The 20,971-nt window shown below is 73.2% G+C and carries 17 protein-coding genes; 5 read left to right on the top strand and 12 right to left on the bottom strand.

What is annotated here, in order from left to right; genetic code table 11:
• On the top strand, positions 1-212 hold a 212-nt coding region (locus AB0I22_RS32005; RefSeq protein WP_363134472.1), incomplete at its 5' end, for a hypothetical protein.
• A gap of 158 nt (positions 213-370) precedes the next feature.
• On the opposite strand, the gene AB0I22_RS32000 is transcribed toward AB0I22_RS32005, so the two are convergent.
• The 8 genes from AB0I22_RS32000 to AB0I22_RS31965 all read right to left on the bottom strand — a co-directional run bounded on the left by AB0I22_RS32000 (position 371) and on the right by AB0I22_RS31965 (position 9,072).
• Entirely contained in the window at positions 371-985 is a 615-nt protein-coding gene (locus AB0I22_RS32000) for a hypothetical protein (protein WP_363134480.1), read from the bottom strand.
• Positions 986-1,063: 78 nt separating this feature from the next.
• On the bottom strand, positions 1,064-2,521 hold the full coding sequence (gene ahcY / locus AB0I22_RS31995; protein ID WP_363134471.1) for an adenosylhomocysteinase: 1,458 nt from the start codon (positions 2,519-2,521) through the stop codon (positions 1,064-1,066).
• A 267-nt stretch (positions 2,522-2,788) separates the two neighbouring features.
• Positions 2,789-3,733: a cation diffusion facilitator family transporter gene (locus tag AB0I22_RS31990; protein WP_363134470.1), complete on the bottom strand. Its 945-nt coding sequence runs from the start codon at positions 3,731-3,733 to the stop codon at positions 2,789-2,791.
• Positions 3,734-3,838: 105 nt separating this feature from the next.
• A complete protein-coding gene (manA, locus tag AB0I22_RS31985; protein ID WP_363134468.1) occupies positions 3,839-5,038 on the bottom strand; it encodes a mannose-6-phosphate isomerase, class I in 1,200 nt (399 codons plus the stop codon).
• Between the two features lie 62 nt (positions 5,039-5,100).
• On the bottom strand, positions 5,101-6,318 hold the full coding sequence (locus AB0I22_RS31980) for an SIS domain-containing protein (RefSeq protein WP_363134467.1): 1,218 nt from the start codon (positions 6,316-6,318) through the stop codon (positions 5,101-5,103).
• 173 nt (positions 6,319-6,491) lie between these two features.
• Positions 6,492-6,677: a Trm112 family protein gene (locus AB0I22_RS31975; protein WP_363134466.1), complete on the bottom strand. Its 186-nt coding sequence runs from the start codon at positions 6,675-6,677 to the stop codon at positions 6,492-6,494.
• A 411-nt stretch (positions 6,678-7,088) separates the two neighbouring features.
• Positions 7,089-8,450 (bottom strand): phosphomannomutase/phosphoglucomutase, encoded by a 1,362-nt coding sequence (locus AB0I22_RS31970; RefSeq protein WP_363134465.1) that lies wholly within the window; start codon positions 8,448-8,450, stop codon positions 7,089-7,091.
• A 178-nt stretch (positions 8,451-8,628) separates the two neighbouring features.
• Entirely contained in the window at positions 8,629-9,072 is a 444-nt protein-coding gene (locus AB0I22_RS31965) for a DUF3499 domain-containing protein (RefSeq protein WP_363134478.1), read from the bottom strand.
• A 277-nt stretch (positions 9,073-9,349) separates the two neighbouring features.
• Between AB0I22_RS31965 and AB0I22_RS31960 the strand changes: the two genes are divergently transcribed.
• Positions 9,350-9,838 carry a metallopeptidase family protein gene (locus AB0I22_RS31960; RefSeq protein ID WP_363134464.1) on the top strand — a complete coding sequence of 163 codons (489 nt, stop codon included), beginning with the start codon at positions 9,350-9,352 and terminating at the stop codon, positions 9,836-9,838.
• 256 nt (positions 9,839-10,094) lie between these two features.
• Here the strand turns inward: AB0I22_RS31960 and AB0I22_RS31955 are convergent, their stop codons facing one another.
• From AB0I22_RS31955 to AB0I22_RS31945, 3 genes are all read right to left on the bottom strand, one after another.
• Entirely contained in the window at positions 10,095-11,687 is a 1,593-nt protein-coding gene (locus AB0I22_RS31955) for a DUF5719 family protein (RefSeq protein WP_363134463.1), read from the bottom strand.
• Positions 11,684-15,505, bottom strand: a complete 3,822-nt coding sequence (locus tag AB0I22_RS31950) for a glycosyltransferase (protein WP_363134462.1) — start codon at positions 15,503-15,505, stop codon at positions 11,684-11,686. Before AB0I22_RS31950 ends, AB0I22_RS31955 begins: the two co-directional genes overlap by 4 nt.
• Positions 15,506-15,930: 425 nt before the next feature.
• Entirely contained in the window at positions 15,931-16,194 is a 264-nt protein-coding gene (locus tag AB0I22_RS31945; protein WP_003983763.1) for a WhiB family transcriptional regulator, read from the bottom strand.
• Positions 16,195-17,018: 824 nt separating this feature from the next.
• On the opposite strand from AB0I22_RS31945, the gene AB0I22_RS31940 reads away from it, so the two are divergent.
• From AB0I22_RS31940 to AB0I22_RS31930, 3 genes are all read left to right on the top strand, one after another.
• Entirely contained in the window at positions 17,019-17,525 is a 507-nt protein-coding gene (locus tag AB0I22_RS31940; RefSeq protein WP_363134461.1) for a cysteine dioxygenase family protein, read from the top strand.
• Between the two features lie 74 nt (positions 17,526-17,599).
• Complete coding sequence (gene cofD, locus AB0I22_RS31935) at positions 17,600-18,559, top strand: 2-phospho-L-lactate transferase (protein ID WP_363134460.1); 960 nt, start codon at positions 17,600-17,602, stop codon at positions 18,557-18,559.
• A complete protein-coding gene (locus AB0I22_RS31930) occupies positions 18,556-19,905 on the top strand; it encodes a coenzyme F420-0:L-glutamate ligase (protein WP_363134459.1) in 1,350 nt (449 codons plus the stop codon). Before cofD ends, AB0I22_RS31930 begins: the two co-directional genes overlap by 4 nt.
• A 79-nt stretch (positions 19,906-19,984) precedes the next feature.
• Here AB0I22_RS31930 and AB0I22_RS31925 read toward each other — a convergent pair whose 3' ends face one another.
• A complete protein-coding gene (locus AB0I22_RS31925; RefSeq protein ID WP_363134458.1) occupies positions 19,985-20,899 on the bottom strand; it encodes a DNA-3-methyladenine glycosylase 2 family protein in 915 nt (304 codons plus the stop codon).
• Between the last annotated feature and the right edge of the window lie 72 nt (positions 20,900-20,971).

Here is a 20,971-nt window from a genome sequence, read left to right as displayed (position 1 = left end):
TTTTCGCCGGTGCGTTTCGGCCTTTCGGCTTCTTCGCGTTTCCAACCCTACCAGATCCGTTTTCCGTTCCGTTTCCGGTCGGAATTCTTTCTCCGGTCCCCGTTGGAGGGGGTTTGCCTTTCGGCGGTTTCGACTTTATCAGATTCGTTTCGGCCGAGCTAATCGGCTTCGTCTTTCCTGATAAGGATTCGAAGGTGCTTCGTCGGAATTGAATTCACGACCGAAGCGAGTCAGACACTAACCGCTGCGCTCGAACCTGTCCAGTTCGCGGCAACCGTTCGAATCTACCTCCCCGGTCCACCCGTGTCAACGGGTTTTCTGGGGCGAAGAGGAGACTAGCAGGCCGACGTGGGGCGGCGCACATCGGTCGTCAGGCGAACGACGACGGCGGGCTCTCCAGGTCTTCGAGTTCGATGCCGGGGGCCGCGAGGACGACGTCGCCGGCGAGGTGGACGGCGTGCTGCTCGCCGGTTTCGAGGTCGCCGACCTGGTACTCGTCCACACTCAGCGGTCCGTTGTCAGTGGCGTGTGCTGATCTGTTCACCAGGGCCCAGGACTGGTCGAGGGTACGGGGCGCGAGGACGGGGGCGGTGAAGGCGACGAGGCGTACGCGGGTGGCGGGGGCGCCGGGGGCCAGGCGAAGGAGGCGGGAGAGCGCGACGTAGAAGGCCGGGGAGGCGCCGGTGAAGGCGTGGGCGGGGACGTTGCCCTCCGTGGCGTGCTCGCCGGTCGGGTCGGTGCGGACCCAGGTGACGCCTTCCAGGGCGGCGCCGCGGACCTGCCAGCTCGCGGCGTGCAGTTCCAGGCGCAGGGGGCGCCCGAGTTCGTCGAGGGTGAGGTCGATGGAGCCGGCGTGGTCGCCGGAGGGGGCGGTGTTCTGTGCGACGTAGCGCCAGCCGGAGGGGCCGGGGGCGCAGTGGAAGTGTTCTTCGCCGAGGGGGGTGTGATCGTGCGGGGCGTGGAGCGCGTAGCGGCCGCGGGGCATGGTGGGGTCCTTGACGGGCATGGGACAGGCCCCCGCCCTGGGGGCGGGGGCCTGGTACCGGCTGCTGGTGCGGTGGGATCAGTAGCGGTAGTGGTCGGACTTGTACGGGCCCTCGACCGGGACGTTGATGTACGCGGCCTGCTCCGGGCGGAGCGTCGTCAGCTTGACGCCGAGGGCGTCCAGGTGGAGGCGGGCGACCTTCTCGTCGAGGTGCTTGGGCAGCACGTAGACGTCGGTCGGGTACGACTCCGGCTTGGTGTGGATCTCGATCTGCGCCAGGGTCTGGTCGGCGAACGAGTTGGACATGACGAACGACGGGTGGCCGGTCGCGTTGCCCAGGTTCACCAGGCGGCCCTCGGACAGCACGATGAGGACCTTGCCGTCGGGGTACGTCCAGGTGTGGACCTGCGGCTTGACCTCGTCCTTGACGATGCCGGGGGTCTTCGCGAGGCCGGCCATGTCGATCTCGTTGTCGAAGTGGCCGATGTTCGCGACGATCGCCTGGTGCTTCATCTTGGCCATGTCGGCGGCCATGATGATGTCCTTGTTGCCGGTCGTCGTCACGAAGATGTCGGCGATGCCGACGACGTCTTCGAGCCTGGCGACCTGGTAGCCGTCCATGGCCGCCTGGAGCGCGCAGATCGGGTCGATCTCCGTGATGATCACTCGGGCGCCCTGGCCGCGCAGCGACTCGGAGCAGCCCTTGCCGACGTCGCCGTAGCCGCAGACGACAGCGGTCTTGCCGCCGATCAGGACGTCGGTGGCGCGGTTGATGCCGTCGATCAGGGAGTGGCGGCAGCCGTACTTGTTGTCGAACTTCGACTTGGTGACGGCGTCGTTCACATTGATCGCCGGGAAGAGCAGCGAGCCCGCGTGGTGCATCTCGTAGAGGCGGTGGACGCCGGTGGTGGTCTCCTCGGTGACGCCGCGGATCTCGGACGCCAGCTGGGTCCACTTCTGCGGGTTCTCACCGATGGTGCGGGTCAGCGTGGTGAGGATCTGGGCGTACTCGTCGTTGTCGGCGGTCGACGGGTCGGGGACCTCGCCGGCCTTCTCGAACTCGACGCCCTTGTGGACGAGGAGGGTGGCGTCGCCTCCGTCGTCCAGGATCGCGGTCGGGCCGCCGGTGGCGGCGTTCGGCCAGGTCAGCGCCTGCTCGGTGCACCACCAGTACTCTTCGAGCGACTCGCCCTTCCAGGCGAAGACGGGGACGCCCTGCGGGTTCTCCGGGGTGCCGTTCGGGCCGACCGCGATGGCGGCCGCGGCGTGGTCCTGGGTGGAGAAGATGTTGCAGGAGGCCCAGCGCACCTCGGCGCCGAGGGCCACCAGGGTCTCGATGAGGACGGCGGTCTGCACGGTCATGTGCAGGGAGCCGGTCACGCGGGCGCCGGCCAGCGGCTGGGCCGCGGCGTACTCCTTGCGGATCGCCATCAGACCGGGCATCTCGTGCTCGGCGAGGGTGATCTCCTTGCGGCCGAAGGCGGCCAGCGACAGGTCGGCGACCTTGAAGTCCTGGCTGGTGGAGGTCGTGGTCATACGGGCTGCTCCTCCTGGGAAGGGCGTGCGAGGTCTCGGTGCGGCAGGGCTGCAGGGCAGACGGGGACAGACTTCTCCCCTTGCCGCGCAGCTCAGTCCGTCGGAGGCCCTCTCTCCCTCGGCCGGTCCGCGGAGCGGGCCGCCCGACCGCCATCAGCAGCGACGTCTGGCTCTCGGTCCAAGCTACACCGATCGGCCCAGCGAACCCCACCCCCCGTGGTCAACGCGGGCTGGAGCGGCCGGGCCGTCGGCCGGCGGGCCGGGCGGTCAGTTTTCGGGCCGCGTGCCCGTGGCGTCGGCCTGGGCGCGGTAGATATCCGGTTCGAGGTAGATGACCCGGGCGATCGGGACGGCTTCTCGGATACGGGCCTCGGCGGCGTTGATCGCGTCCGCGACCTCGGCGGCGCTGTCGTCGTGCTGGACGGCGATCTTCGCGGCGACGAGCAGTTCCTCCGGGCCGAGGTGGAGGGTGCGCATGTGGATGACGCGGGTGACCGTGTCGCCGTCGACGGCCGCCGCGCGGATCTTGGCGACCGCGTCGGGTCCGGCGGCCTCGCCGAGCAGCAGCGACTTGGTCTCGGCGGCCAGGATCAGGGCGATGGCGACGAGCAGGATGCCGATGCACAGGGTGCCGACGCCGTCCCAGACGCCGTTTCCGGTGGCGAGGGCCAGGCCGACGCCGGCGAGCGCGAGGACGAGGCCGATGAGCGCGCCGAAGTCCTCCAGCAGCACGACGGGCAGTTCGGGGGCCTTGGCGCGGCGGATGAACTCGACCCAGCTCTGCCGGCCCCGCAGTTCGTTCGACTCCTTGACGGCGGTGCGGAAGGAGAAGCCCTCGGCGATGATCGCGAAGATCAGCACGCCGACCGGCCAGTACCAGTGCTCGACGGCGTGCGGCTCCTTGATCTTCTCGTAGCCCTCGTAGAGCGCGAAGACGCCGCCAATGGTGAACAGGACGATGGAGACGAGGAAGCCGTAGATGTACCGCTCGCGGCCGTAGCCGAAGGGGTGCTCCTCGCTCGCCTTCTTCTGCGCCTTCTTCCCGCCGAGGAGCAGCAGCGCCTGGTTGCCGGAGTCGGCGACCGAGTGCACGCCCTCGGCGAGCATCGACGAGGACCCGCTGAACGCGAACGCGACGAACTTCGCCACGGCGATCGACAGGTTTGCGCCCAGCGCGGCGACGATCGCCTTGTTTCCGCCTGTTGCACTCATGTGTGCCGGTTGTCCCTTCGGCCCCTGATGCCACAGCTGATGCCCGCAGCTTTTGCTTGTCCTTTACGGCGGGTCATTGTTGCAGCACCGGGAGCGGTCGGTCCGTCAGGCCGCCACGGCGGCCCGGAAGACGGTGCCGTCACCGGAGAGTTCGACCTGTTCGCCGGCCGGGACGTACGCCGATTCGCCGCGGGCGAGGGCCAGCTCGCCGCCCGCCGCGTCGCGCAGTACGGCCGTACCGGCGGTGCAGAGCAGGATCTGGGGCGTACGGGCGGCCGGGCGGCTGGGTTCGGCGGCCGGGCCCAGGTCGTAGCGGGAGAGGCGGAATTCGGCGGTGGGGGTCTCGTAGACCTCCTCGCCGCCGGAGTCGGCCTCGGGGCGGAGGACGCCGGGGGCGGTGGCCTCGAAGCGGACGATGCGCAGGAGTTCGGGCACGTCGACGTGTTTGGGGGTGAGGCCGCAGCGCAGCACGTTGTCGGAGTTGGCCATGATCTCGACGCCGAGGCCGTCGAGGTAGGCGTGCGGGACGCCCGCGGCGAGGTGGAGCGCCTCGCCGGGCTGGAGCCGCACGTAGTTCAGGAGCATGGCGGCGATGACGCCGGGGTCGCCGGGGTACTGCCGGGCGATGGCGGCGTAGGCGGCGTACGAGTCCTGGTACGGGCCGTCCTGCGCGCCGAGTTCCTCGGCGGCGGTGGCGGCCTGCGAAACGGTCTCGGCCATGGCGGCGCGGTCGGCGGTCAGGACGGCGGTGAGCACCTCGCGCAGCGCGGCGGACTCCGGGGCGGCGCGCAGGATGTCGACGTACGGCTTGAGCGAGTCGACGCCGAGGCCGGCGAGCAGGTCGGCGGCCTCGGCCGGGTGCCGGAAGCCGCAGAGCCCGTCGAAGGGCGTCAGCGCGCAGAGGAGTTCGGGCTTGTGGTTGGCGTCCTTGTAGTTGCGGTGCGGGGCGTCTATGGGGACGCCGCGCGCCTCTTCGTCCGCGAACCCCTCCTTGGCCTGGGCGAGGTCGGGGTGGACCTGGAGGGAGAGCGGGGAACCGGCGGCGAGGATCTTGAGGAGGAACGGCAGGCGGGGGCCGAAGCGCTCGACGGCCGCCCGGCCGAGCTCGCCCTCGGGGTCGGCGGCGATCACGTCGCTGAGCGCCTCGGGGCCGCTGCCCCGGTCGACGCGGGAGGGCGCGCCGGGGTGTGCGCCCATCCACACCTCGGCCTGCGGCTCGCCGGTGGGGGCGGTGCCGAGCAGTTCCGGGATGGCGGTGGTGGAGCCCCAGGCGTAGGGGCGCACGGTGTTGGCGAGGCGGTCCATGCGGAGCGGTTCCTGACTGTGCGGAGTGTGCGGGCGCGTACGGGCCGGGTGCGGCGGCCGGGTCATGGTCGCGGTACGGAGGCGAGCGCCAGGTAGACGGCGGCGAAGTCCGTGATGGCGAGCAGTTCGGCAGCGGCTTCCAGCGGGGTGCCCTCGGACGGTTCGAGCTCGCTCACGGGGACGTCGTGGTGGAGCGCGAGGTCGCGGGCCGTGGGGGTCGGGGAGGTGCCAGCGGGCTCGCGTTCGCGGAGCAGGACGACGCGGGCGTGCAGCGCCTGCGGTTCTTCGACGCGGTCGCGGAAGAAATCGTCGGCGTCGGCACCGGCCGCGAACGCGCCCGTCAGCAGGGCGGCGTGGCCGGTCAGCGCCTCGGGCAACTCGGCGGCGAGCGCGGGGCGGCCCGAGAGGGCGGCGAGCGCGGTGGCGAAGTGGCGGCCGGCGGCGCCCGCGACGGGGCCTTCGGTCCAGATCAGCGGGAGGGTGTCGGCGAGCTCGGTGGCGAGGGTCTTGGCCGGGTTGCTGTACGTGGCGATGGCGGGCCCGCAGCGCTCGGCGACCTGGTCCAGCCGGTCGGCGAGCGCCTGGAGGGCGGGCGGGGGCGCGGTCAGCAGGCCGATGCGGTCGGCCAGCGCGATCAGCGGGGTCAGCAGGGACCAGAGGGCGCCGGGTGCGGCGGGGGTCTCGTCGTCACGGTCCGCGGCATGGCGGCCGAGGGGGCTGCCGGGGCCGTCGGGGTCGCCCTGGCCGTGCGGGCTCGTGGGCTCGTACGGGCTCGTGGGCTCGTACAGCGACTTGGCGAGCGGGACCGTGAGGCCGCGGACCTGAGCGGTGGCCTCCGTGACCGGGGAGCCGGCGGGGGCGACGCAGACGACCGAGCAGCCGCGGCGGTACGCCTGCTCCAGGAGGAGGGCGAGGCCGGGCTCGGCGCCGTCCGGAGTAGCGACGAGGAGCAGGTCGAGCGGGCCGGTCCAGCCGGGCAGCGTCCAGATCAGGGCGCCGGCGGCGGACGCGACGCCGGTCGGCCGGATGAGGGAGACGGGGCAGCTGCCGCCGCCGAGGCCCTCGAAGAGGTCGGCGGTGCAGGCGGCGACGGGGCCGGGGCCCGCGACGAGCACGGCGCGGGGGCGGCCGTCGGGCTTGAGGTCCGCGATGCCCGCCTCCGCGGCGTCGCGGGCGGCGGTACGGACGCGGGCGCCGGACTCGGCGGTGGAGCGGAGCAGTCCGCGGGCGTCGGCTCGGGCCAGCGCGGCCGGATCATCGAGGAACGACTCGTCGAGCATGGGGCTTCGGCCTCCGATCGCCGCGGCGGTGCGCCTGCCTGTGGTGCCGTCGTGGCGGTGCCGCCAGGTGCCGCCGCCGTGTGCTGCCGTGTGCTGTCTGTGACCGTTTTTGAACCGGTTGCCCGGTTCCGGCGAGGGCCGCCCGGCCCTGTCGGCGGGTTCGCCTGCCGGGTTCAGGCCGGTCGGCGGGCCTCGTCGACGAGAAGGACGGGGATGCCGTCGCGTACGGGGTAGGCGAGGGCGCAGTCCGCGCTGCCGCACACCAGCTCGGGGGCGCCGTCCTCGGTGGTCTCCTCGCGGAGGGGCGCGTGGCACGCCGGGCAGGCGAGGATCTCCAGGAGACCGGCTTCGAGCTGCATGGGGGTTCCCTTCGGGGCGGGCAGACGCGTCGCGGCCAGCCTACCGCCGGGCGGTGACAGGCCGCCTTCGCGGGGCGGGGGCGGGTCAGGTCCGCTCGGCGCGTGGACGGTCGCGGATGTCGCGGGCCGGGCGGGCAGTCCCAGAGGCCGCTGGCCGAGCGGACGATCGTGGAGACCGCGCGCTGGGCGGATGGGCACGGAAGCCGCGCACCGGGCAGCCGGTCCCGCGGGCCAGGCACCCGCGGATCACGTCGCCGGAAGCCGCGCGGCCCGCGGGTTGTGCCCGTACGACGGTCCTTCTCACGCCCGTACGACGTTCCGTCACGGCCGCGCGACGATCTGTCTCCCGCCCGTACGGCGATCCGTCACGACCCCGCCGCGGCCTGCCGCGCCCGTACGGCGGTCCGCGGACTACGCGCGCACGATGCCGAGGACCTCGTCCCGTACGCGCTCCACCGTCGCCGCGTCGCGCGCCTCCACGTTGAGGCGCAGCAGCGGCTCGGTGTTGGAGGGGCGCAGGTTGAACCACCAGTCGGCGGCGGTCGCGGTCAGGCCGTCGAGTTCGTCGAGGGCGGTGTCCTCACGGCCCTCGTACGCCGCCTTGACCGCGGCCATCCGGTCGGTCTGGTCGATGACGGTGCTGTTGATCTCGCCGGAGGCGGCGTAGCGGTCGTACTGGGCGACGAGCGAGGACAGCGGCCCGCTCTGCTCGCCGAGCGCCGCCAGGACGTGCATCGCGGCGAGCATGCCGGTGTCGGCGTTCCAGAAGTCGCGGAAGTAGTAGTGCGCGGAGTGCTCGCCGCCGAAGATCGCGCCGGTGCGGGCCATCTCCCCCTTGATGAAGGAGTGCCCCACGCGGGTGCGTACGGGCTTGCCGCCGTGCTCCTTGACGACCTCGGGCACCGACCAGGAGGTGATCAGGTTGTGGATGACGGTGCCGCCCGGGTGCTTGGCGAGCTCGCGGGCCGCGACGAGGGCGGTGATCGCCGACGGGGCCACGGGGTCGCCGTTCTCGTCCACGACGAAGCAGCGGTCGGCGTCGCCGTCGAAGGCCAGGCCGATATCGGCGCCCTCCGCGCGGACCCGGGCCTGGAGGTCGATGATGTTCTTCGGGTCGAGCGGGTTGGCCTCGTGGTTCGGGAACGTGCCGTCGAGCTCGAAGTACATCGGGACGAGGTCCAGGGGCAGCCCCTCGAAGACGGTCGGGACCGTGTGCCCGCCCATGCCGTTGCCCGCGTCGACGACGACCTTCAGGGGCCGGATGCCGCTGAGGCCGACGAGGCCGCGCAGATGGGCGGCATAGTCGCCGAGGACGTCGCGCTGGGTGATCTCGCCAGGGGTGCCGGTCGCCTCGGGGCCGGGGCCGCCGTCCAGCCGGCCCTCCACGAGGGAGCGGATCTCGGCGAGGCCGGTGTCCTGGCCGACGGGGGTCGCGCCGGCCCGGCACATCTTGATGCCGTTGTACTGGGCGGGGTTGTGCGAGGCGGTGAACATGGCACCGGGGAGGGAGAGTTGTCCGCTGGCGAAGTACAGCTCGTCCGTGGAGCACAGTCCGATCTCGGTGACGTCCACGCCGCATGCCGCCGCCCCGCGCCCGAACGCGTGGGAGAGCCCCGGGGAGGACGGCCGCATGTCGTGGCCCACGACGATCGCGGTCGCGCCGGTCACCTGGGCGAAGGCGGCGCCGAAGAACTCGGCGAGCGTCTCGTCCCACTGGTCGGGCACCACGCCGCGCACGTCGTACGCCTTCACGATCTGCGACAGATCAGCCACAGCCAACCCCTCCTGGAGTCCGGTTCGGGGTGACAAACCTACCTGGCGGCGTCCTCGATCCGGCCCATCGCCGTACGGCCGGTCACGGTGGTGTCCGGCGGGGCGCCGCAAGGGGCGTACGGGGCATACGAGCGGTGGCGCGGCCGACGGTCCCGGCGAGGGGGCCGGGCGGGGCATGTCAGGAGTCGGGCGAGCGCAGGACCCTGAGGTGGCCGCGGCGGGCGACCTCCATGGGGTCGGCTTCCCGGCCGTTGGGGCCGACGGGCCCGGCGCCCTGGCCGCCCGGTCCGCGGGCCGGGCGCTCCTGCGGGCGCGCGGCCTCGCGCACCGCGTTGGCGAGCGCTTCGAGGTCGTCGCTGCTGTGGCGGGCGGGGCCGGTGTCGACGGCGAGGCGCACGACGTCCCAGCCGCGCGGCGCGGTCAGCCGCTCGGAGTGCTCGGCGCACAGGTCGTAGCAGTGGGGCTCGGCGTAGGTGGCGAGCGGTCCGAGAACAGCGGTCGAATCCGCATAGACGTACGTCAGCGTCGCGACGGCGGGGCGACCGCACGCGGTGCGCGAACAGCGACGTACAGGGCTCACGACGTTGGACGGTACCGCACTCTTGAGCGGGCCGCGAAGAATCCGCCCGCGCTCACCCCTCCGTGTCGTCCCGGTAAGTCCGCTGTGGGCATGGCCGGAACCGCCTCTCTGACCTGCGAGGGGCCGATGGGCCTGAGATTCTGAAAGTAATGATTCCTGTCACAGTCCGGCTCAATTCGTGTCATCCGGTACGAGTTCACCGGTCCTGGAGGTGGCTGTAATTGATCGCAGGCGTGACTGAAACGCTCATCCGGCGACATGCCGCGCGCTGGGCGTCGACCGTCGGACCGCGGCCTAGTGAGGGCTACTCTCATACGTGATGGACAGCTCCGATCCACCCCGCAACCGCGAACCGCGGCCGCGCCGCCGCGACCGCCACGGACGCGGCATGCGCGGGCCGATCGCACCGCCCCAAGTGCCCCTGTCGGTCAGCCGCGGCGACGCCTTCGTCGACCTCGTGCACGACTCGGTGGAACGGCTGGAACGGCGCTGGCCCCAGCTTTCCAAGGTCGAGTTCGCCGTTCGCGACGTACCCGGAGCCGAACCCGACCCGGACGAGGGCGCCCTGGCGCTCGGGGCGTTGGACGCGCTCGACTCCTTGAACGGCGACGTCGTGCCCCTCGGCCGGTATGTCGCGGCGCGCGGCGACGCGCCGGACCGGATCGTCGTCTACCGCCGCCCGATCGAGATCCGCACCAAAGGGCGCGACGAGCGCGCGCTGCTCGTGCACGAGGTCGTCGTGGAGCAGGTCGCCGAACTGATGGGGCTGGCCCCGGAGTCGGTGGATCCGCGATACGGGCAGGACTGAGCGGAACCACCGACACAAACGGACAAAACGCCACACCATTCCGAAATCGACCGTAGGTAACCGGACTTACTGGCCGAAAACGGATTGGCCTGCTCGGGTCATGTCGGCCAGAAACGGACCGATCGGAACCGGACAGCAGCGGTCGGGCGCGATCACCGGCCCCGAGGGCGGCGATCGGACCCTGGCGCCCGTACGCCCGTGACCCGCGCCGCCCCTCGGTCGCTACGCCCGTAACCCGCGCCGCCCTCTCAGTCGTTCAGTCGTTCAGCAGCGACAGCCGCTGCTCCGCCTCCGGGACCTCGACCGTCCCCCGGTCGTCGGGGAGCGTCTGGACGGTGAACATCGGAACGCCGCCCTCCGGCAGTGCCAGCATCCGCGAGGCGTACACCGGGCCGCCGGAGGTCTTCTCGACCGTCACGCCGAACGCGCCCTTGCCGCCGCCGGGCTGCGGCGGCTCGACGGCGAGCGTCGTACCGGCCTTGACCGTGTAGTTCTTGCTGACCGGGGTGCCGCCCTCGCTGCCCGCCGAGGAGGTGACCTTCACCTCCGCATCCTTCTCGGGCGCGACCAGGGAGAGCGTCGTGCCCTTGGCTCGGTTGTCGGCGACCGTGCCGCGCTCCTCGATGGGGCGCGTCGCCGGGATGAACGCCGTCTCCTGCTTGTCGCCCTTGCCGCGCGTCACCCGCAGCGCCGCGACCACCTTGCCGCTGCCGCCCTCCGAGGTCAGCAGCAGCGAGCCCGCCTCGCCGCGGGTGACGTCGCCGAGGTCGGCGGTGGCCATCATGCCGCTCTTGACGTGCAGCGACTCATGGCCGGCCGGGGTGAACGAACTGCTCTTCCCGGCGAGCTTGACCTTGAGGTCGGCGTCGCTGCCGCCGGGCGCGAAGGCGACGAGCCGCACCGAGGTCGCGTCCGCCGGCACGCCGGGGAAGACCGCGCCGGACGCCGCCTCGGCGGAGGCCGACAGCCAGTCGCCGCCGGCCTTCTCGTCGGACGCCTGGACCGCGGCCCCCACGCGCCCCGAACGGGCCGCCACATGCAGCACGACGTCGTCCGCCTGCTGGCTGGCGAGGGTCGACAGGAGGACCGGCACGGTGGACCGGGGCGGGACGTTGATGCCCTCGCCGGTGGGGGCCTTGATACGGCCGTCCTTGCCGTACAGCTCCAGGTCCACGACGGCGGGGGTGCTGTCCGGGTTGGTGAGGTGGACGTAGTCCTGGCGCGACTTGCCGGTGCTCGCGCCGGGGAACCAGAGCGACGTGTCGGGAGCCGCGCAGGTCAGGCCCTGCACGCCGCGCCCGCTGCCCGCGCTGATCGTGGTGGTCTGCTGGACGCTCCAGCCGGGGGCGAGCGCGCCGTCGGCGGAGCCGATGAGGGCGGGGGCGTCGGAGCTGTCGGTGGTGGCGGTCACCGGCTTGCCGGGCTCCTGCGCCGAGATGACGGGCTTGGCTGTGCCTTTGGGGTCTTGGGGGTCTTTGGGGTCCTTGCCGCCCTTGGCATCCTTGCCGCCCTTCTTCCCCTTCTCGTCCTTCTTCTCGTCCTTCTTCCCGCCGGAGCCGCCCGTCGCGGAGCCCGAGGCGGGCAGCATGTCGGCCGTGGACTTCCCCGCGGACTTCTGGGACCCGTTCGCGCCGCCCTTCCCCTGCGGGGTGAACGCGGTGTACGTCGTCTCCCCCACCTCCGAGGACGTAGGCGACGGGCACACCAGGGTCGAGCGCTGTACGGGCAGCCGCTCGGCCGTCTTCGCGGCGCTCTTGGCCGGTTCGGAGGGCACGGTCACCGCGGCGACGCCGGTGACGGCGGCGAGCGCGGCGACGGCGCCGAAGAAGGTCAGGGTGGTGCGGTTCACTGGTGCTCGCTCCCGTCGCGGTGCGGCTGGGTTCCGTTGCCGTACCCCGTGTCGTAGTGCTGCTGCGCGCCGTAGGCGTACGGGTCGTACTGGCTGCCGTCATAGGGCTGCGCCGGATACTGGCCGTCCTGGTACTGACCGTCCTGGTACTGGCCGCCGGGGTGCTGCCCCGCCTGGTACTGGCCGTCCCCCTGGTAAGCGTCTCCCTGGTAACCGCCCTGCGGATAGCCGTCCTGCTGATAGCCGTCCTGGTAGTGACCGCCGCCCTGGAAGTGGCCCTCCTGGTACGGGTCGCCCTGGTGCTGCTGCCCCTCCTGGTACGGGTCGCCGCCCTGCTGGCGGCCGTAGTCCGCGTAGCTCTGGCTGTCCCACTCGCCGTACTGCCCCTGCTGCGGCACCGCGTACGGATCGGCGAACTGACCCGCGCCTTCCGGCGGCCCGTCGTGGTCGGGGTCCGCGTCGTCGCGCCCGTACGGGTCCGCCGGCGGCGCCTCGTCCCCGGCCGGGTCCGCGCCGGCCTGCCCGGACTCCGCCGCGGCCCGCAGCCTGCGCGCCCGGCGGCCCTCCCCCGACGCGGCCTGCGCCGGTACGGCCGCCGCCTCGGCCTCCGGGAGGTCGTCGTCGACCTCACGGCGGCGGCCCGGCAGCGCGAGCACCAGCAACACGACGCCGAGCAGCCCCTGCGCCCACACCCACGCGGTGTGGACCAGCGGGGTGTCGTACGTGAGGTCCAGCCGGCCGCCGCCCGCCGGGAGCTCGAAGCCCTGCGCCCAGCCGCCCACGGTGGTGGCCTTGAGCGGCTTGCCGTCGAGGGTCGCCTGCCAGCCGGGCGCGGCCCGGTCGGCGACGCGCAGCACGCGCCCCGCGGGGCCGTCCGGGATCGTGCTGTGCGCCTCCACGGGCCCGGCCGCGACCGGCACCGGCGGCGTCGCCGAGCCCTGCCCCGCGCCGTCCTTCGCCCCGTCGACCACGGCGACGCGCGCGACCTGCTGGTCCACGCGCCACAGCGAGCTGCGGTCCTCCTGGCTGAGCCGGGTCAGGCCCGGCGTCGCGTCCAGGACCCGGCCGAGCGGCTTGGCGCTGTCGCGGAGGAGGACATAGCCGACGGCGTACTCGCCGAGCCGGCTGGTCTGGTCGGCGCCGGAGCCCGCGACGAGGTTGGCGACGACGCCGTCGAGCTTCTTGTCGGCGCCGCCGGCCGTGGCCAGCTCGGCGTCGCCCAGCCGGGCGCCGGAGCCCCGTACGAGCGTGTAGGCGACGTGCGCGGGCTCGCCGCCGAGGACGAGGGTGCGCGCCTGGTCCCGGGTGCCGGCCTCCTCCGCGACGAACGCGGGGACCTGCACCGGGTCCCGCCGCTCGACCGGGCCGTCCGCGCCGCTGATCATCCAGCTGGCGGCGGCGACCACGGGGGCGGCGGCCGCGGCGACCGCGATGAGGGCGGCGACGGGCTGCCGCCAGCCGAAGCTGAGCCCCGTGACGCGTGTACGGGCGCCCTCCGCGCCGACGACGGCCGCGCCGATCAGGGCGATGCCGTAGACGAGGGAGGCGGGGCCGGCCCAGCCGGAGCCGTTGGCGAGCGCGGCGAAGAGCAGTCCGACCAGGGCCGCCGCCCACGCGCAGCGGACCGCGGGCTGCCGGTCGCCGCGCAGCAGGGCGGCGAGGGCCGCCAGCACGATGCCGAGCAGCAGCAGCCCGCCGAAGGTCTTGGGGCCGCCGGGGTCGATGGAGAGCAGTTGGAGGGCGGAGGCGGCGCCGTGTGTGTAGTCGAGTCCGGCCTCGGTGAGGAAGCGGGACGGGTGGGTGAGGAGCGACAGGGACCAGGGCGCGAGGGCGATCAGCGGCGTGCCGACGACCGCGAGGAACCGCAGGCCGTGCGCGAGCAGCGCCTCGCCCCGGCCGACGACGACGCGCACGAGCAGGGTGGCGACGCCCAGGACGAGGGCGATCGGCCAGACGACGGGGGTGAAGGCGGCGGTGAAGGTCAGCAGCAGCGCGTACGTCCAGACGGCGCGCCAGCTCGGGCGGGCCTTGGGCGCGCGCACCCCGCTGGCCGCGACGGCGGCGCGCGCCATCAGCGGCAGCAGGATGGCGAGCACGGCGGTGCCCAGCCGGCCGCCCGCGAGCGCGCCGGTGGCGGCGGGCAGGAAGGCGTACGCGACGGAGGCCCAGGCCCGCAGCTGCCGGGAGCCGACCAGCGGCCGGGAGGCGAAGTAGGCGGTGAGGCCGGCCAGCGGCACGGAGCAGACCAGCAGCAGCGTGAGCGTGAAGCCGGTGGAGCCGAGGAAGATCGTCGACAGGGTCGCGAGGATGGCCAGGTAGGGCGGCGCGGTGCCGGTGTTGCCGGTGCCGACCGGGTGCCAGCCGTCCAGGTAGCTCGACCAGAGGGCGGAGACGTCGGGCGCGGGCAGCAGCGCGCCGCCGGACAGCGAGCCGCCGCCGATCAGCGCGCGGCAGGCGACCAGGGAGACGAGCAGCAGGCCGGCGAAGAGCACCGGCGCGGGCCGCCGGGCGATGCGCTTGAGCCGGGCGAACTGCTCGATCTCCAGGAAGTCCGCGTCGTCGCCGCCGGGCCCGGACTCGACGCCGCCGTGCCGGCCGGCGGAGGAGAGCTCGGGTTCGGAGCGGCCGCTGAGGTTGCCCGCCACCTGCTCGAAGGTGGCCCGTACGGTCGCGCCGGGCGGCGGGAAGAGCGGCCGCAGCTCGCTCGCCTCCACCGCGGGTTTGCCGCGCTGTCTGCGGGCGGCGAGGATCCGGCCGGGGCGCAGCAGGGTGCCGAAGAGGCCCGCGAGTTCGTCGAGCGCCTGGCCGGGCACCTTGCCGACGAGGTAGGCGACGGTGCGCAGCAGGGTGCCGATCAGGAGCCGCGCCATGACGTACGGGAGGGCGGCGGAGCGGCTGTTGGCGAGGAGGGTGTAGACGGCGCCGGCCTTGTCGACGCGGTGCGGGTTGGCGACGGAGCGCCCCACGCAGTCGACGGGGCGGCGTTCGCGCGCGGACGCCTCCGCGTGCCGCAGTACGGCGTCGGGGGCGACGAGCACCCGGTGCCCGGCGGCCTGGGCGCGCCAGCACAGGTCGACGTCGTCGCGCATGAGGGGCAGCCGGGCGTCGATGCCGCCGAGTTCGTCCCAGACGTCGCGGCGGACGAGCATGCCCGCGGTGGAGACGGACAGGACGGTGCGTACCTGGTCGTGCTGGCCCTGGTCCTGCTCGCGGCGTTCCAGGCCGGTCCAGCGGCGGCCGCTGCGGGCGATGGAGACGCCGACTTCGAGGAGCTGCCGGCGGTCGTACCAGCTGCGCAGCTTGGGGCCGACGATCGCGGCGTGCGGGTCGCTGTCGGCGACGCGCAGGAGTTCGGCGAGCGCGTCGGGCTCGGGCGCGCAGTCGTCGTGCAGCAGCCACAGCCACTGGACGGGTTCGCCGTGCGGCAGCTCCGGCATGTCGTAAGCGTCGTCGCGCCAGGTGCGGCTGACGGGGTCCCAGCCGCTGGGCCGCTTGAGGTAGGGCAGGTCGTCGGGGGTGAGGACGGCCGCGGAGCGGACCGCCTCGTCGACGGCCGTGCCGAACCCGCTGCGCCGCGCGAGGTGCAGCACGTGGTCGGCGCCGAGGGCCTCGGTGAGCAGCTGGGCGGATTCGTCGCCGCTGCCGGTGTCGGCGCCGACGGCGTTCTGCACGGGCCGTTCCTGGCCGAGGAGACCGCTCAGGGCTTGGGGCAGCCATCGGTCGCCGTCGTGGGAGACGAGTACGGCGGTGACGACGTGCCGTGGGAACTCAGGGGTGGCGGCCGGGTGTTGAGCCGCCGAGTGACTGTGCACGGACATCGAGGTACGGGCCCTCCGGCCGGGGTCCCGGGGGCGCCCCCCGGAAGACTGCATGCTTGGACTGCGATGTGCTTGGACTGCGATGGACGCCCGCGCCCCGTGGGGTCGTTGGTGCGTCACGGACGGCACCCCACACTAATGGTTCGTGCGCTTCCGCCGTCCGGGTCCGTACGGGGGCGGCCGCCCGGAACGCACGGCGGCCCGCTTCCGGCGGGCGTGGTGCCGGAGGCGGGCCGTGCGGTATGTGCGTTTTCAAAGTGTGTGCGTGGTGAAACAGGTGCGTTTTTCGGCGTATCCGCTGTGCGGTGCGTGCAGGGTGAAACGTGGTCGGCTGCGGCCTCGGGCGGTCGGGTCCGGGGCGGCCGGGCAGCGCGGTCGGATCGCGATCCGCGCCGGAGTGCGGCCTCGGCCGCACGCGGTCTCCGTCAGACCGCGGCCTTCTTCAGGCGCCGGCGCTCGCGCTCGGACAAGCCGCCCCAGATGCCGAAGCGTTCGTCGTTGGCGAGGGCGTATTCAAGGCACTCGGAGCGGACTTCGCACGCAAGGCAGACCTTCTTCGCCTCGCGCGTGGATCCGCCCTTTTCCGGGAAGAACGATTCAGGGTCGGTCTGGGCGCAGAGTGCGCGCTCCTGCCAGCCGAGCTCCTCGTCCGCCTCCTCGACCAGCAGTTCCTGAAACAGCTCGGTCATGTGCGCCCCTAGTCTGTCTTTTGCGTCCCCGTGATGTTGCCGTTACCGAATACGGCTGAACGACACGAGTGAAATTACAAGTGTGCCGATCCGGGCCAGTCAAGCCGAGATCTGCTATTGGGCCCCTTATTCACTCTGCGGAACCAAGGCTATGCGGAAAGTGTTCAAATCGCCATAAGACGGGACACACCCATTCGCCCACCGCGCATCGCCTCCCCGAAGGAGAGGACGCCACGCGCGGCGATCCCGTTGCACCTCATGCGACGGAGGGCGTTTACGGGTGCGCTTGGTGCGCCACCTCTCCGGACGCATGGATGCGCAAACCCTTCGTCGAGCACTTTAACCGGATGAGGTGAAACATTATCCCCAAAACGGACATCTGATTGACAAGGGGAGGCACCAGCCGCTCTCCTTGTCTGCATGCCAGCGACCTCCACGCTCTGCCTGACCCGGTCCTACGGGTCCCGTTGCGCTGTGCAGGCTCGCTGTCGCTGTTCCAGCTGTTGACGCCACCGGGCTCCAGCTGAGACGGGCGCGCTCACCGCGGCCCGCCCCGCGCGCGCAGACCTCCGCGGCCGCCGACAGGCGCCGTCGAGTCCGCGCCGCGCCTGCCTTCCAGCGTCACTTCGCATCTCCGGGCTCATGCCGCACTCATGCCCCGTGACTCCCGACCCATGGCCCCTGGCTCATGGCTCGCGGGGCCGGCCCACGCCGGACAGGGTTCATGACACGCGGCTCATGGCACACGGCTCACGGACCGAGTCATGGACGAGCCGAACTCATGCAGAACTCATACCGAGACTCTTGCCGAGGAACTTCCGCACATGAACAGCGACGTCCAGATCGCCGGCGACCCGCTCGCCATCCCGCACCTCCTGCCGCCCGTCGCCGCCCACCCCTCGACCGTCGCCGGATTCGCCGGCCTGGCCGCCGCGATCGCCGCCGACCGCGGTGGTTGGGCGCACCTCGTCCGCTATGACGCGGCCAGCCGCTGGTACCACCGGCTGCGCACCGGCCCCGGTTACGAGGTCTGGCTGCTGAGCTGGGTCCCCGGCCAGGGCACCGGCCGCCACGACCACGGCCCCTCCTCCGGCGTCCTCACGGTGCTGGACGGCGAGCTGACGGAGCACTCCGCGGCCGACGGGGCCACCGGCGCGGGCGGCGCCGCGCGGCTGCGCCTCGCCGTGGGCACGCAGCGCATCTTCGCGCCCGGCTACGTCCACGAGGTCGTCAACGACTCCCTCGAACCGGCGGTCAGCCTGCACGTCTACTTCCCCGGCCTCACCGAGATGCCCATGCGCGGCCCCCGGTGCGCGACGGCGGCCAGCTGACGTACCGGCAGGCGACGCCCCGGCGCCCGCCACCGGCCTTCAGCGCATCGGCCGACGGCTGACAGACTGGTCCCATGCAGCGCATTGTGGTTCTGGCCGGCGGCATCGGCGGTGCCCGCTTCCTACGCGGCCTCAAGTCAGCAGCTCCCGACGCGGAGATCACCGTCATCGGGAACACCGGCGACGACATCCATCTCTTCGGCCTGAAGGTCTGTCCCGACCTCGACACCGTGATGTACACCCTCGGCGGTGGCATCCACGAGGAGCAGGGCTGGGGCCGGGCCGGGGAGACCTTCGCGGTCAAGGAGGAACTGGCGGCGTACGGCGTCGGGCCCGAGTGGTTCGGCCTCGGCGACCGCGACTTCGCCACGCATATCGTCCGCACCCAGATGCTCGGCGCCGGGTACCCGCTCAGCGCGGTGACCGAGGCGCTGTGCCAGCGGTGGAACCCGGGCGTCCGGCTGCTTCCGATGACGGACGACCGCGTCGAGACGCACGTACTGGTCGACACCGACGAGGGCCGCAAGGCCGTGCACTTCCAGGAGTACTGGGTGCGGCTGCGCGCGTCCGTGCCCGCGCACGCCGTCATCCCCGTCGGCGCCGAGCAGTCCAAGCCCGCGCCCGGCGTCCTGGAGGCGATCGCCGCGGCGGACGTCGTGCTCTTCCCGCCGTCCAACCCCGTCGTCAGCGTCGGCACGATCCTCGCGGTGCCGGGCATGCGCGAGGCCATCGCGGACGCCGGGGTCCCGGTCGTCGGCCTGTCCCCCATCGTCGGCGACGCGCCCGTACGCGGCATGGCCGACAAGGTCCTCGCGGCCGTCGGCGTCGAGTCCACCGCCGCCGCCGTGGCCCAGCACTACGGCTCCGGGATGCTCGACGGCTGGCTCGTGGACACCGTGGACACCGCCGCCGTCGAGCCGGTGGAGGCCGCGGGCATCCGCTGCCGCGCCGTGCCGCTGATGATGACGGACCTCGACGCCACGGCGCGGATGGCCCGCGAGGCGCTCGATCTCGCCGAGGAGGTACGGGCGTGAACCAGTCGCCGCCGGCCTTCCGGGTGTGGGCGCTGCCCGGCCTGCCCGAGGTGCGACCGGGCGACGACCTCGCCAAGCTCATCGCGGCCGCGGTGGCCGAGGGCGGGTCCCCGGGGCTCGTCGACGGCGACGTGCTGCTGGTCACCTCCAAGATCGCGTCCAAGGCCGAGGGGCGGATCGTCGAGGCGGCCGACCGCGAGGCCGCGATAGACGCCGAGACGGTCCGGGTCGTCGCCCGGCGCGGTCCGCTGCGGATCGTCGAGAACCGGCTCGGCCTGGTCATGGCCGCCGCGGGCGTCGACGCCTCCAACACGCCCGCCGGGACCGTACTGCTGCTCCCCGAGGACCCCGACGCGTCGGCCCGGCGCATCCGGGACGGGGTGCGGGCGGCGCTCGGCGTCGAGGTCGGCGTCGTCGTCACCGACACCTTCGGCCGCCCCTGGCGCAACGGGCTCACCGACGTCGCCATCGGCGCCGCCGGGGTACGCGTCCTGGACGACCTGCGGGGCAGCGTGGACGCGCACGGAAACGCCCTGGAAGCGACGGTCGTCGCGGCGGCGGACGAGCTGGCCGCCGCCGGGGACCTGGTGAAGGGGAAGGCCGAGGGGCTGCCGGTCGCGGTGGTCCGGGGGCTCTCGCACCTGGTGCCGGGCGCCTCCGGCGGCGGTGCGGAGGATGTGGCGGAGGGAGCCGGTGCGCGGGCGCTGGTGCGGGTCGCCGCCGACGACATGTTCCGGCTGGGGACGTCGGAGGCCGTACGGGAAGCGGTGACGCTGCGGCGCACGGTCCGGGAGTTCACCGCCGAACCGGTCGACGGGGCCGCCGTGCGGCGCGCGGTCGCCGCCGCCGTGACCGCGCCCGCCCCGCACCACACCACGCCGTGGCGGTTCGTCCTGCTGGAGTCGGAGCACGCCCGTACCGGGCTGCTCGACGCGATGCGCGACGCGTGGGCTGCCGACCTGCGCGCCGACGGCTTCACCGAGGAGAGCGTCGCCAAGCGGCTCCGCCGGGGCGACGTACTGCGGAACGCGCCGTATCTGGTGGTGCCGTGCCTGGTGACGGACGGCTCGCACACCTACCCCGACGAGCGCCGCGGCGCGGCCGAGCGGGAGATGTTCGTCGTGACGGCCGGGGCCGGGGTGCAGAACTTCCTGGTGGCGCTGGCGGGCGAGCAGCTGGGGTCGGCCTGGGTGTCGTCCACGATGTTCTGCCGCGACGTGGTGCGGCGGGTGCTGGAACTCCCGGAGGACTGGGACCCGATGGGGGCGGTGGCGGTGGGCCGCGCCGCCGCGCCGCCACGGCCCCGACCGGCGCGTGACGCCGACGCGTTCGTATCGGTGCGGTAGGCGGCGAGCGGTCGAGGTCACGACCACCGTGCCGGCCTCCTGAGCGGGGCCGCCGGTCACGCGGACGGACGGCGTCCGGCTACAGCGCGCGGATGTCGTTCACCGAGAAGCGCGGCGCGCGGCGGGGCGGGGTGCGGCCGGTGAGGAGGATGAGGCGGCAGGCACGGTGGCGGTGGCCCTCGTAGGGGGCCAGCAGGTCGAGCATCGCCGCGTCGTCCGTGCCGCGCTCGCCCGTCAGCGCGTAGCCGATGATCTTCGGCAGATGGAGATCCCCCACCGTCACGGCGTCCGGCGAGCCGTTGCTGCGCTGCAAGGTCTCGGCGGCCGTCCAGGGGCCGACGCCGGGGACCGCCTGAAGGCGGGCGGAGGCGCGGGCGTCGTCCATGGCCGCGGCCTCTTCCAGGCGGCGGGCGACGCGGGCGGCGCGCAGGACGGCCGAGGACCGCTTGCTGTCGACACCGGCCTTGTGCCATTCCCAGGACGGGATGAGCGTCCAGGTGCGCGGGTCGGGCATGACGCGCATGCCGTCGGCCGGGCCGGGGGCGGGTTCGCCGTGGCGGGTGAGGAGGAGGCGCCAGGCGCGGTACGCCTCGTCGCTGGTGACCTTCTGCTCCAGGATCGAGGGGATCAGCGATTCGAGGACCAGGCCCGTGCGGATCAGGCGCAGTCCGGGGTGGCGGCGGTGGGCCTCGTGGACGAGGCGGTGGCGCGGCGTGAAGTCCGCCGCGTCATCGTGCTCGCCGAGCATCGCGGGCGCCTGCGCGAGCAGCCAGCCCGCCCCCGGACCCCAGGCTTCCGCCCTGGCCTCGCCGCCGGCCACCGCGATGCGGACGGTGCCCGGCCCGTCCGGCGTCCGCGACGCCCGCCAGACCGAGCCGTCCGCCGCCGCCCGGTACGCGGGGTCGCCCGGCCCCCGCCCCAGGACGCCCAGGTTCCGCCTGAGGTCGTGGCGGTCGTACGGGCCGGGGAGCCCCCAGGCGCGGGTGTCGGACATCCGACCAGCGTACGGGCCGGGCGGGTACGGACGTACGGGAGCGGGCCCGCCGCCCCCTCTTACCGGTCGGCC

Source organism: Streptomyces sp. NPDC050610 (assembly GCF_040654875.1).
Classification (GTDB): domain Bacteria; phylum Actinomycetota; class Actinomycetes; order Streptomycetales; family Streptomycetaceae; genus Streptomyces.
Note: the sequence above shows the minus strand (reverse complement) of the source record. Positions and strands in the feature narration are given on the sequence as shown.